Source organism: Ochrobactrum sp. XJ1 (assembly GCF_024701725.1).
Lineage (GTDB): Bacteria > Pseudomonadota > Alphaproteobacteria > Rhizobiales > Rhizobiaceae > Brucella > Brucella anthropi.
This window is the reverse complement of record NZ_VDGD01000001.1, coordinates 274,637-286,172: the sequence shown is the minus strand read 5'-3', so window position 1 is coordinate 286,172 and position 11,536 is coordinate 274,637. Positions and strand designations below refer to the sequence as shown.

The window sequence follows — 11,536 nt, the reverse complement described above, 5'->3', positions numbered from 1 at the left end:
AGCACGGGAACGGCGACGGCAACCGGGGTGATCTACTGATCCCAGTCATCGTCACCCACGACAAATGATGACGGTCCTCGCTCTCATGCTCGCTGCCATGCTCACACACTTCTCTTTTGGCAGCGACACAATGTCCAAACTGGCAGTTGCCCGTAAAATTCGATGAAACAGGGTTGATCTGCCACTCGCTTTATGGTCGGATTTCCTCAACTGACCTCCCCGGCTGGCCCTGCCAGTCGGGGCTTTTTTTTACATAAGAAGATAGTCGACAGGTTGAGGAAGGTCGGGCAGGTTTTCTTCACCCAATGCTTCCCGCAGATTGATTTCGATTGTATCGGCGATGGCCCCGATGGGCAGATCGTTGGGCAATGTCCCGAACGGCTCCTCCAGCTCGTCGCCCAGCGCATCCAGCCCAAAGAAAGTATAGGCCACCAGTGTCGTCGCAAATGGCGTTCCCCAACCAAGCATATCGGCAAAGCCGAACGGTATGAAGAAACAGAACAGATAGGCCGTGCGATGCAGAAGCAGCGTATAGCCGAAAGGAACCGGCGTGAACCGCAACCGCTCGCAGGCCGCTTGAACCTCTGCCAATGCGGACACTGAACTGTCAAGCGTCTGGAAATCGACCGGATGCAGAGCGTCTTTCACACGCATATCCGCCAGAGCAGCACCAAGCCGACGCAAGATGAAATCAGGCTTGTTGCGGCTTTCCGCCAACGCTTTCCGCTCTTCCGCAGACAACCATTTGTCGTATTTGTTTGAGCCACCGGTTTCCTCTGGCCGAAGATGGCTGACCATGGCCTGCGAAAACGCGATCGCATAACGGAGCAGCTTTTCCCGTCCGTCTTCCAGTCCCCGCACGTTCTCCAGCAACAGCGTCTGACGCCCCAGACCGCGCGTCGTATAGACGAGCTTGCCCCAGATTTTGCGAGCCTCCCACCAGCGGTCATAACAGGCGTTGTTGCGGAAGCCGAGAAAGATCGAAAGCGCAATGCCGAGCAGCGCCAAAGCCGTCCCGTTGTTGACGGCTGGCACCCAGCCGGGAAACGCGCGATGCGCCCACACAACCAGCACCGACAGAAGGAAAACCGCAAAAATCTGCGGCAGGATACGCAGGATGATGGAGCCCTTGAGTATGAAGAAGAGCTTCCACAAAGGGGGGCGCGGGCGAACGATCATTTCAAGTGGGTCCGACGAAGATGAGCAAATGCAGCCTATACGCCTTCTTGCAACACACGACCAGAAGCACCCTGTATTTTCTTACCGTATAAGAGAATACAAAATTATATTATTCTAAATAACAGTATTACTTCTCATAAAATTGTTCTGACAAATATTATTTTATCAATTTTCATGGGTGAGAAATGTCAATCCAATCCTTGATAGACAATATTGCCTCAAACGCCAATATAGACCCTGGAACCGCCGAGCAAACAGTTGGTATATTGCTCTCCATCATCCAACACGAGGCTCCGATTGTCGCGCCGCAAATATTCAACCTGATTCCCGGAGCGCCCGCACTGGCACGCGCCAATGATGTGCTCAACCCTGAAAATTATCATGCAGATGGGATCCTCGGAACAGTTTCGAATGTGGCCGGAAATTTTGCGGGCGAGAGAATAGGCGCTCTGGTCTGCGGTCTGGCGGCATTGAAATCCACCGGCATGAGCATGGATCAGGCCAATCAGGCATTCCTGACAGTCATCCGTCATATAAGGCAAAAAGATCGCGAGCTTGTGCGAAAGCTCTTTGCTTTCGTCCCGGCACTGAAAAGCCACTTCAATATTCCGCAAACTGAATCTTGACCGAAAATTCACCGAACTCCAACAAAGCCGCGCCTCATGCATTGACGCCGGTGCACCATTGGTGGTCCCTGCACCCCGATCCGGCGCACAAGCCTGCGGGTCACTTGTGAATGGTTGGTCGTGGAAGCCATAGGGTTTGCTCGCCGACTGCGGTTTGAACCGCCCCTTGCGGGGGCAAGGAATTTGGAATTTTCATGTCTGTTCAGTCTCTCATTGATAGTATCGCCACCAAGATCAACATCGATCCGCAGCTTGCAGAAAAGCTGGCTGGCTCGGTGTTTTCCGTTCTGCAGCACAGCGCACCGGAAATCGGCAACAAGATCTTCGCACTCCTGCCGGATGCCCAGCAGCTCGCCAGCGCCCACGATGTACTTGCAACAGGCACGGGCGGCATTATGGGTGCGCTGTCGGGACTGATGGATAATGTGGCTGGCGAAAAGATGAGTGCGCTTCTCAAAGCCGCTGCCACGCTTCGTTCCAGCGGCCTCTCCAGCGACCAGATCACCGAAGCAGGCGGGCAGGTGATCAATTATGTGCGCGACCATGACCCGCAGCTGGTCGACCAGCTGGTGGCAAACGTACCCGCTCTCAAGGGCCATTTCGGTCTCTGACACATCGATTTTCTTTTGTGTGCGCTTTCTGCGATGGCGCACACAAAAGCTTGCCGGACCCATTTGTCATTGAGGCCGGTCGCAGCTATTATGCCACTATCGAAATCATTTTCTGGTGATTGATGTCTGCTGATACGACGGAAAAGAAGGTTACGCGCGCCCCGCGTCGCCGTACACCTGCCTATGTCAAATCTCTTCGCGGTGTGAAGAACTGGAAGCAGGCGACCGAATGGCTTGCCTGGCGTGACATCGAAGACATCGAATGCATCACCCCTGATCAGGCCGGGGTTGCCCGCGGCAAGATGATGCCGTCGAAGAAGTTCACCTCCAATACCTCGCTGGCATTGCCTTCGGCTGTCTTCATGACGACGATTTCCGGCGACTATCCGGAAGACGGCTACGGCTTTCATTACCCGGAGGATGACGGCGACCTCAAGCTGGTGCCGGACCTCTCGACCCTTTCGGCTGTGCCGTGGGAATCCGATCCGACCGCGCAGGTTATCTGCGATCTTGTCTATCAGGACGGACGCGGGGTGGAATTCACTCCGCGCAACGTGCTGCGCAATGTCGTTGCCGCCTACAGCAAGCGCGGCCTGAAACCGGTCGTTGCTCCGGAAATCGAGTTCTATCTGGTCCGCAAGAACCCCGACCCCGACTATCCGCTGACGCCACCTGTCGGTCGCTCGGGTCGTGCCATTGGCGGCGGTCAGGGCTATTCGATTGCAGGCGTGAACGAGTTCGACGAACTGATCGATGACATCTATCATTTCTCCGAAGGCCAGGGGCTGGAGATCGACACGCTGATCCACGAAGAAGGCGCTGGCCAGCTTGAGATCAACCTGCGCCATGGCGACCCGGTGGAACTCGCCGATCAGGTGTTCATGTTCAAGCGCACCATCCGCGAGGCGGCGCTCAAGCACGACATGTATGCCACCTTCATGGCCAAACCCATTCAGGGCCAGCCCGGATCGGCAATGCATATCCACCAGTCCATCGTGGACAAGAAGACCGGACGCAACATCTTCACCAATGAGGATGGCAGCGAAAGCGAGGCTTTCCGCCATTTTATCGGCGGCATGCAGCGTCATGTGCCGAATGCACTTGTCATGTTCGCGCCCTATGTGAATTCCTATCGCCGCCTGACGCCGGATGCTTCCGCACCCGTCAACGTCAAATGGGGCTACGACAACCGTACCACCGCTTTCCGCGTCCCACGCTCCGACCCCAATGGGCGCCGCGTGGAAAACCGCATCCCCTCCTCCGATGCCAACCCCTATCTCGCGCTGGCGGCTTCGCTTGCCTGCGGCCTGATAGGCCTCGTGAACAAGATTGAAGCTGAACAGCCTGCGACCACCAGCGTCAACACCAAGGAAATCGAACTGCCCCGCGGCCTGATCGACGCGGTGGAGCTGTTTGAGGAAGACACGGAGCTGCGCAATCTGTTCGGCAGTTCCTTCGTCACGACCTATGCCGCCATCAAGCGTGCCGAGTTCGAAACCTTCATGGAAGTCATCAGCCCGTGGGAACGCGAGTTCCTGCTGCTCAACGTCTGACCGGTTCCACATGCCCTACCAAAGCCCAATCTCGCCCGGCATTTCCTGGTACGAAGCGAGTGTCCCTGATCGGCCGCAATATCCTGAAATGGATGGCTCGCGGCAGGCCGATGTCGTTGTCATTGGTGGCGGATATACAGGGCTTTCGGCTGCCTACCATCTGGCGAGACAGGGCGTGGACGTCACACTCATCGACGGAGCGCGGTTCGGCGATGGGGCGTCGGGGCGCAATGGTGGCCAGTTCGGCACCGGCCAGCGCACATGGGCCGAAGATCTTGAAGCGGAATATGGCTTTGAGCGTGCCAAGGCTCTGTTCGACGTGGCGGAAGAGGCCAAGACCTATCTCCTTGCCTTTGCCGACGAACACAGGATCGATATGGAATATGTGCCCGGCCAGATTTCGGTCGTGCACAAGCCGCGCTATCTCAAGTCATATGAGCGCCATGTGGAGTTGATGGCGAGCCGCTTCAACTATCAGCACCTGCGTCTGCTCGACCGCGCTGAAACAGCGAGTCTGCTCGGTTCAGAGCGCTATTTTGGCGGCGTCTACGACGCAGGCACCGGCCATATTCATCCGCTGAAACTGCTTGTCGGAACTGCAAAGGCCGCCCATGCGGCGGGCGCAAAGCTGTTTGAAGACACCAGAGCCACCAAAATCAGCACCGCAAGCGGGCGGGTCGAAGTCGAAACCAATCGCGGAACCATATCGGCGCGAAATGCCTTCATCGCTGTCAATGCTTATGGCGGTCTGCTGGAACCGGTCAGCGCATCGCATGTCATGCCGATCCGCTCCTTCATCGGCGCAACAGTGCCGCTTGGCGACGACAGCCCCATTATTCCGGGCGGTGAATCCATCGACGATTCCCGCTTCGTGGTGCGTTATTTCCGTCGTTCAAAGGACGGAAGGCTGCTGTTCGGCGGGCGCGAAGCCTACACTGCCGACAATCCGCGCGATATCAGCACCCACATCCGCCGCCAGATAGCCGAGATTTATCCGGCGCTGGACAAGGTCGAAATCACCCATGCATGGGGCGGTTCGGTCGGCATTACCATGCCGCGCCAGCCCTTCGTGCGGGAGGTGATGCCCGGTGTCATTTCCGCAGGTGGTTATTCCGGTCATGGCGTCATGCTGGCAAACTATATGGGCAAGCTCTATGCCGAAACCGTTGCTGGCAATCGCGACCGGTTGAAACTGTTCGAAGAACTGCGGATTCCCGCCTTCCCCGGCGGTCGCACCTTCCGCTCGCCGCTGCTGTTCCTTGCCCTGTCGTGGTATGCATTGATGGACAGGATTTAGAGCCCATCCCGAAAAGTGTGAAACGGTTTTCGGAACAAGATGCGCGTATCGATCTGATTGAATAAGATCGATACGCGCTCTAAGCCGTTACTTCGGCTTGTTCGCTGCACGCTCCAGCTTGGTCAACACATCGATCAAATTGGGGGCAAGCTCGCGTATCTCGGCAAGGTGCGCGGCGCTGAGCCGCTCAAGAACCTGCTCGGCCTTGTCGGTCAGCGCCAATGTGTGGCGGCGGCGGTCCGAAGGATCGACCATCCGCATCACCAGATCGGCATCCGCCAGCCTGCCGACCAACTCCGTTGCAGTATGCGGAGCAATGACAAGCCATTCCGCAAGGTTGCCAACCGTCAACGGTGCATCAGCGGCATGGGCCTTGATCGCAAGCAGCGCCTGATGCTGTTGCGCCGGAAGCCCTTCCGCTTCCGCAGCCGTTGCACTGAAACTCATGAACCGGCGCAAACGATAGCGAAGTTCCGCAAGCGCCTGATAGTCGGCTTGTGTCAAAGCATCCGGAGTTTGTTTCACAACAGGCTTCTTCCCTGACCTCGATATAAACACGCCCGTTCGGCTTTTCCGAAGGCGCTTTGCAGCAATCCCTTCCCCAATAGCAAGCCCCTTGCCCAAACACAAAGATGGCAATTGATTTATATCGTATTACGATATATTTAACCCGCCGTTTAGGTGCATCCCGAAAAGTGTGAAGCGGTTTTCGGACAAGATGCGCGTCAAAACAAACATCGAGACGCGCCGATCTGATTCAATCAGATCGATACGCGCTCCAAGACGCTCTCCCCCAAGCTAGCGTATCCGCCGAGAAAGACAGGAGTTTGCTATGGCCCGGCAAAACGAGTTTCGAAGACCGCACGATTTCACCGGCGGCGTCGCGCGCCGCGTCGCGGGCGATTTTACCGCCGACAGGCGAATGCTGCTCCTGATCGCGATGGCGATCGTTATCGGCGCCGCCAGCACCGCTGCCGCATGGGTGCTTGTAAGCCTGATCGCCCTGGTCACCAATCTGGTCTGGTTTGGCCGCATCAGCATTGACCCGGCAACACTGGCGCACCTTTCGCCGTCCTTCTGGATCGTGCTCATCCCCATATTGGGCGGTCTGGCAATCGGGCTGATGGCGCGTTACGGCTCCGAGAAAATTCGCGGGCACGGCATACCGGAAGCGATTGAAGCCATCCTGATCGGCGGCAGTCGCATGTCGCTCAAAGTGGCGATACTGAAGCCACTTTCATCGGCGATCTCAATTGGCACGGGCGGTCCCTTCGGCGCCGAAGGTCCGATCATCATGACGGGCGGAGCTATCGGATCGCTTTTTGCGCAATTGTTTCAGATGAGTTCAGCCGAGCGGAAGACCTTGCTCGTAGCCGGTGCCGCCGCAGGCATGACCGCCATTTTCGGTACGCCCATTGCCGCCGTGATGCTGGGCGTCGAATTGCTGCTCTTCGAGTGGAAGCCCCGCAGCTTCATTCCTGTGGCAGCTGCAGCAGCAGTCGCTCACACAAACCGACCCTTGTTTTTCGAAACAGGTCCGCTGTTCCAGACCCATTTTCATCTGGCATTGCCCTGGTGGGGAATAGTCGCATGTGCCCTGATCGGCATTGTCGCCGGCCTGCAATCCGGCTTGCTCACGACCCTTCTCTACAAGCTGGAGGATGCATTCGAGCGACTGCCCATTCACTGGATGTGGTGGCCGGCAATCGGCGGCATCGCCATCGGCATTGGCGGTCTGATCGAGCCTCGTGCGCTTGGCGTCGGCTATGATCTCATCGACGGTTTCCTCAATGATAAATTTCTGGCAACCACAGTGCTGGTGGTCCTGCTTGTCAAAAGCGCGATCTGGCTCTGCGCTCTGGCATCGGGCACGTCCGGCGGTGTTTTGGCCCCGCTTCTGATTTTCGGCGGCGCGATGGGCTGGCTGCTCGGCTTGATCCTGCCAGGCGGCGAACCCGGCTTCTGGGCGCTGCTCGGAATGGCCGCCATGATGGGCGGCACGATGCGCGCACCGCTGACCGGCACGTTCTTTGCAGTTGAAGTCACTGGCGATTTCGGCCAGATCGTTCCGGTGTTCGTGGCGACGGTAACCGCCTATGCGGTCACGGTTCTTCTGCTCAAGCGTTCAATCCTGACCGAGAAAATTGCGCGGCGCGGACAGCACATTACGCGCGAATATGGCGTAAGTCCGTTCGAGTCCGCCCGTGTGCATGAAGTCATGGTGACGAATGTGGACACGCTACCGGCAAGCATGACCGTGCAGGAAGCCTCTGCCTTTTTTGCCTCGGAAGCGGCACGGCATCGGCTTTATCCGGTCATCGATAACGACCGGATACTGATCGGCATGGTGACGCGCGCTGATGCGTTGGAATGGCAGCGGAAGACGGATTTGTCCAGCCAGACGCTTGCAGATGCCGTTTCCGACACCTCCACACCTGTCGGCCATCAGGACGACAGCGTGGCGTTCATCACCGACATGATGATCGCGACTGATTGTGGACGTATCCCGATTGTGACACGCGACGGAAAACTCTGCGGACTGGTCAGCCGAAAAGACCTCCTGCAACTGAGAGGCCAGATCAACGGCAGTGAAATGGAACGGAAATCCTTCCTGCGCACGGCAGAAGCTGGCTAAACTCGGTTCACGAGAAAGGCGGGGCACCAATCAGCGCCCCGCCTTTCTTACCACCGCCCGGTACTATTCATTATTCTACGCTACGCTTTCACTCGTCTTTGCTGCCAGACGCTGATAGGTTTCCTCAACCACGTCGCGCAGCGGAAGAATGCCGCTCATGCACAACAATGCATGCATGTGCTGGCGGGCACCTTCGTAGCCCATAAGCGGCGCATAGGGCCGCATGATGATATTGGCTTCGTCCGGATATAGTTCCTGATACTCGGCAAAGTTGGTGAAACCCTTGTAGCTGTCGCCGCGCATCAGGTAGGTTTCGACGGCTGCCCCTTCCGCCAGCACTGCATCATGACTGTCGAGAACGATGTTGTAATAGTCGATTGTCGTATCCATCGACACGCGCGCTATGCTCTGGCCGTTGACCAGATCCTTCGCGCGGATCAGAACGCCGTCGATAAGCAGCGCATGGTTGGGCGAAAGGTAAAGGTCGCGCTGCGGGGTTTTGCTGTCGATGGCATAACGTTTGACACGGATCGGCATCACGCTCTCATTCCATTGCGTGCCGCCTTTTCTGCAGCTCTGCCATCCGACCCACTTGACCGGACGCGTCTCACCGCAAGCCGTGGTCACAAGATCACCAACGGATAATGTCTCCACCGCCACCGGGCCGTTGGGCGTTTCGATAAGTGTGCCTTTCAAAAGGCAGTGCGAACCGGAGCCTCCTCCGCCACCATGACCACCATGCCACCATTTCGTGCCCAGGGCTTGCGACGGGCGTGATGACATTGTTGAAGCCAGAGCACCCAGTGCCACAACCTTGGCGGCAGTGGCTGCTGTGAGACCCAGAAAATGTCGTCGCGCACGACTTCGCGGCGAATGCCCGTTCTTTTCTGAAGACATGAATCCCTCCGCTCTTCTCGTTACGGCACCGGCCTGAAAATCAGCGTGGATTTCTAGCAAAGCACGATGCACAGCTTCAAAATCTGAAGCGTCGTTCCGTGTTGCCCGGATCAGCGGCGCTTCAGTGCTTTGCCCCAAGTTAACAAGTCTGATCTTAACTGATCCCGACCTCGAAAAGATTCCGGCAATCAGGTCTAAAGCCTCCTCGAATAGGCGTAAGCCCTACATCGAAAGGTGAGTTTTTCTGCCGTTGAAAGGCGTTGCCGGCGGTTGCTCCTGCTGATCGAAGTTAAGTCGGCTCCTGAAAGTGTGATTTGTAGCGCTCCAGAAAATAGTATACCCCCCTATTCTAATAGAGAGGCTGTTTTCATGAGCGCGCATCATCACTCCCACCATTCCCGGCATCAGCTGAGTTCCAGACACGACCATGTCTTTCTGGGAGAAAACCACCGGCGTAATGAAAAGCGAACCTGGATCGTGATCGCCATCACGACAGCGATGATGATAATCGAGATCACAGCCGGAAACCTTTATGGCTCCATGGCGCTCACTGCCGATGGCTGGCACATGTCCACCCATGCAGCGGCAATGCTGATCGCGGCCCTTGCCTATCTCTATGCGCGCAAGCACGCACATAATTCGCGGTTCACGTTCGGCACAGGCAAGCTTGGCGATCTCGCTGGCTTTGCCAGCGCCATCGTTCTCGCACTGATCGCCCTCCTGATCGGATGGGAAAGCTTCTGGCGCTTCAGTTCCCCGGTAAACATCAATTTTCACGAGGCCATTCTCGTCGCAATCATCGGACTGATCGTCAACCTCGTCTGCGCCTGGCTTCTCAGGGACGATCATTCACACCATCATGGCCATGACCACGATCACGATCACGCGGGTGGCCATGACCAGAACTTGCGCGCAGCCTATATGCATGTGCTCGCCGATGCGCTGACATCGGTGCTTGCCATCGCAGCGCTCCTGCTGGGCAGTCTTTATGGCTGGCTCTGGCTCGACCCGGCAATGGGCATTGTCGGCGCTGCGGTGATCGCACACTGGTCATGGGGGCTGATCAAAGACACCGGCTCGACCCTTTTGGATTATCTGCCCGAAGACGAAGACCTGCCGGACGAGATCGCGGAGATCATCAGCCGCGAAGGCGGAGAGATCGCCGACCTGCATGTCTGGCAACTCGGGCCGGGCCATCACGGTGCCATTGTGTCGATCGTCGCGGAGCAGCCGAAGGCACCGTCCTACTATCGGAACAAGCTTGCGGCGATCCATGATTTGTCGCATGTGACGGTGGAGGTGGAAACGCGCGCTGCCTGAAAATCGCAACATTGCCATGAAGGACCGAAGTTCCCATGACCCACACTATCCGTGAAAAGCAGAAGCTCATCAATCGCGTGCGTCGCATTCGTGGCCAGCTTGAAGGCGTGGAACGGATGCTTGAGGAAGAGAAGGGCTGCGCCGAAGTCATGCAGGTGATTGCGGGCGTCCGTGGCGCGGTCAACGGACTGATGGCGGAAGTGATCGAAGTCCACATCCTGATGCATGTTGCCGATGGCGCCCTTCCGCAAAAGGAACGCGACGAAGGTGCAGGCGAACTCGTCGACGTGGTTCGCGCCTATATGAAATAGACGGTGTGTTGACATCTACCAAAAGCAGGAATAGCAAGGCGGCATGAACAAAGCACTCATCAGCACCCGGTCTTATTACGCCCCGCTCATATAGCGGCGGGTTTGCTTTGTCATAGTTCAACCGCTGCATTGCCAGCGGTTGAGTTTCAAGGACAGCGCCTCTGGCCATGCGGCCCTAAAGAGGTCAGTCCATGTCTTGCGACAATAATCAGCATATAAAAATTGGCATTATCGGCTTTGGTGCATTCGGGCAGCTTATAGCCCGTCACCTGAACCCGTATTTCCAGTTGTATGCCTACGACCCCGTCGCAGACCTTGAACAGACGGTGCTAATGCATGGCGTTACCCTGACCTCCATGGAACAGGTCGCCCGGTGCAATATCGTCATCCTCGCAACGCCGGTCGCGACGCTCGACCGCGTGGTAGCGATGATCGCGCCGCATCTGCGTCCCGGCGCGCTTGTTCTCGACGTCGGTTCAGTCAAGGTCGGGCCTGCCGATATCATGCAGCGCGGCCTGCCCATGCATGTCGATATTGTCGCCACACATCCGCTCTTCGGTCCGCAGAGCGCGCGTGACGGCATTGCCGGTCTGAAAATCGCCGTCTGTCCCGTGCGCGGTACAAAATTTCGCCGCGTTGCAGCCTTCCTGAAAAAGCATCTTGCCCTCGACGTCATCGTCACCACGCCAGAAGACCACGACCGCGAAGCCGCAATGGTTCAGGGTCTGACGCATCTGATCGCCAAGGTTCTGGTGCAGATGGAGCCGTTACCAACCCGCATGACGACAAAGAGCTTCGACCTTATGATGCAGGCGGTCGGCATGGTCCGCCACGATGCACCGGAAGTGTTTCAGACCATCGAGCGCGCCAATCCTTATGCTCCGAAGGTACGCAAACATTTCTTCGCACTTGCCGACCGCATCAACGAAGAACTGGATCATCAATCCCGTCGACACAGCTCGCTTGACGACATGCAACCAATACTCAACGAGAATACAGCTAAACTGCTGAATATGGCCGACGCCTATCCGAAATAATAGGAGTTTATTACTCATCTTTTTTCGTACTGTGCTAACAGCTTGATAATTCCTTCGGCAGATTCGGGTT

The 11,536-nt window shown here is 56.9% G+C and carries 11 protein-coding genes; 8 read left to right on the top strand and 3 right to left on the bottom strand.

Annotated features, from left to right (window positions below; genetic code table 11):
• Nucleotides 1-249: 249 nt before the first annotated feature.
• The gene (locus FG152_RS01445) at nucleotides 250-1,179 is read right to left on the bottom strand and encodes a bestrophin family protein (RefSeq protein WP_010659119.1); all 930 of its coding nucleotides are present in this window, start codon (nucleotides 1,177-1,179) and stop codon (nucleotides 250-252) included.
• Nucleotides 1,180-1,364: 185 nt separating this feature from the next.
• Here FG152_RS01445 and FG152_RS01440 point away from each other — a divergent pair, with 185 nt between their 5' ends.
• From FG152_RS01440 to FG152_RS01425, 4 genes are all read left to right on the top strand, one after another.
• Nucleotides 1,365-1,805, top strand: a complete 441-nt coding sequence (locus FG152_RS01440; protein WP_029376001.1) for a hypothetical protein — start codon at nucleotides 1,365-1,367, stop codon at nucleotides 1,803-1,805.
• A gap of 194 nt (nucleotides 1,806-1,999) precedes the next feature.
• Complete coding sequence (locus tag FG152_RS01435; RefSeq protein ID WP_010659121.1) at nucleotides 2,000-2,416, top strand: hypothetical protein; 417 nt, start codon at nucleotides 2,000-2,002, stop codon at nucleotides 2,414-2,416.
• Between the two features lie 122 nt (nucleotides 2,417-2,538).
• Nucleotides 2,539-3,969 (top strand): glutamine synthetase family protein, encoded by a 1,431-nt coding sequence (locus FG152_RS01430; RefSeq protein ID WP_010659122.1) that lies wholly within the window; start codon nucleotides 2,539-2,541, stop codon nucleotides 3,967-3,969.
• A 10-nt stretch (nucleotides 3,970-3,979) separates the two neighbouring features.
• Nucleotides 3,980-5,266, top strand: a complete 1,287-nt coding sequence (locus tag FG152_RS01425; protein WP_010659123.1) for an NAD(P)/FAD-dependent oxidoreductase — start codon at nucleotides 3,980-3,982, stop codon at nucleotides 5,264-5,266.
• Between the two features lie 87 nt (nucleotides 5,267-5,353).
• Here the strand turns inward: FG152_RS01425 and FG152_RS01420 are convergent, their stop codons facing one another.
• Entirely contained in the window at nucleotides 5,354-5,713 is a 360-nt protein-coding gene (locus FG152_RS01420; protein ID WP_226622637.1) for a MarR family winged helix-turn-helix transcriptional regulator, read from the bottom strand.
• 385 nt (nucleotides 5,714-6,098) lie between these two features.
• Between FG152_RS01420 and FG152_RS01415 the strand changes: the two genes are divergently transcribed.
• On the top strand, nucleotides 6,099-7,901 hold the full coding sequence (locus tag FG152_RS01415) for a chloride channel protein (RefSeq protein WP_010659125.1): 1,803 nt from the start codon (nucleotides 6,099-6,101) through the stop codon (nucleotides 7,899-7,901).
• A gap of 75 nt (nucleotides 7,902-7,976) precedes the next feature.
• On the opposite strand, the gene FG152_RS01410 is transcribed toward FG152_RS01415, so the two are convergent.
• The gene (locus FG152_RS01410) at nucleotides 7,977-8,798 is read right to left on the bottom strand and encodes a Hint domain-containing protein (protein ID WP_010659126.1); all 822 of its coding nucleotides are present in this window, start codon (nucleotides 8,796-8,798) and stop codon (nucleotides 7,977-7,979) included.
• Nucleotides 8,799-9,167: 369 nt separating this feature from the next.
• On the opposite strand from FG152_RS01410, the gene dmeF reads away from it, so the two are divergent.
• From dmeF to FG152_RS01395, 3 genes are all read left to right on the top strand, one after another.
• Complete coding sequence (gene dmeF / locus FG152_RS01405) at nucleotides 9,168-10,118, top strand: CDF family Co(II)/Ni(II) efflux transporter DmeF (protein WP_498985082.1); 951 nt, start codon at nucleotides 9,168-9,170, stop codon at nucleotides 10,116-10,118.
• A 35-nt stretch (nucleotides 10,119-10,153) separates the two neighbouring features.
• On the top strand, nucleotides 10,154-10,429 hold the full coding sequence (locus FG152_RS01400) for a metal/formaldehyde-sensitive transcriptional repressor (protein WP_010659128.1): 276 nt from the start codon (nucleotides 10,154-10,156) through the stop codon (nucleotides 10,427-10,429).
• Between the two features lie 191 nt (nucleotides 10,430-10,620).
• The gene (locus FG152_RS01395) at nucleotides 10,621-11,466 is read left to right on the top strand and encodes a prephenate dehydrogenase/arogenate dehydrogenase family protein (protein WP_010659129.1); all 846 of its coding nucleotides are present in this window, start codon (nucleotides 10,621-10,623) and stop codon (nucleotides 11,464-11,466) included.
• Nucleotides 11,467-11,536 lie beyond the last annotated feature (70 nt).

Bases quoted from the DNA above. Each gene is read 5' to 3' on its own strand.
- FG152_RS01445 (WP_010659119.1), bottom strand. From the start codon at position 1,179: ATGATCGTTCGCCCGCGCCCCCCTTTGTGGAAGCTCTTCTTCATACTC.
- FG152_RS01440 (WP_029376001.1), top strand. From the start codon at position 1,365: ATGTCAATCCAATCCTTGATAGACAATATTGCCTCAAACGCCAATATA.
- FG152_RS01435 (WP_010659121.1), top strand. From the start codon at position 2,000: ATGTCTGTTCAGTCTCTCATTGATAGTATCGCCACCAAGATCAACATC.
- FG152_RS01430 (WP_010659122.1), top strand. From the start codon at position 2,539: ATGTCTGCTGATACGACGGAAAAGAAGGTTACGCGCGCCCCGCGTCGC.
- FG152_RS01425 (WP_010659123.1), top strand. From the start codon at position 3,980: ATGCCCTACCAAAGCCCAATCTCGCCCGGCATTTCCTGGTACGAAGCG.
- FG152_RS01420 (WP_226622637.1), bottom strand. From the start codon at position 5,713: ATGAGTTTCAGTGCAACGGCTGCGGAAGCGGAAGGGCTTCCGGCGCAA.
- FG152_RS01415 (WP_010659125.1), top strand. From the start codon at position 6,099: ATGGCCCGGCAAAACGAGTTTCGAAGACCGCACGATTTCACCGGCGGC.
- FG152_RS01410 (WP_010659126.1), bottom strand. From the start codon at position 8,798: ATGTCTTCAGAAAAGAACGGGCATTCGCCGCGAAGTCGTGCGCGACGA.
- dmeF (WP_498985082.1), top strand. From the start codon at position 9,168: ATGAGCGCGCATCATCACTCCCACCATTCCCGGCATCAGCTGAGTTCC.
- FG152_RS01400 (WP_010659128.1), top strand. From the start codon at position 10,154: ATGACCCACACTATCCGTGAAAAGCAGAAGCTCATCAATCGCGTGCGT.
- FG152_RS01395 (WP_010659129.1), top strand. From the start codon at position 10,621: ATGTCTTGCGACAATAATCAGCATATAAAAATTGGCATTATCGGCTTT.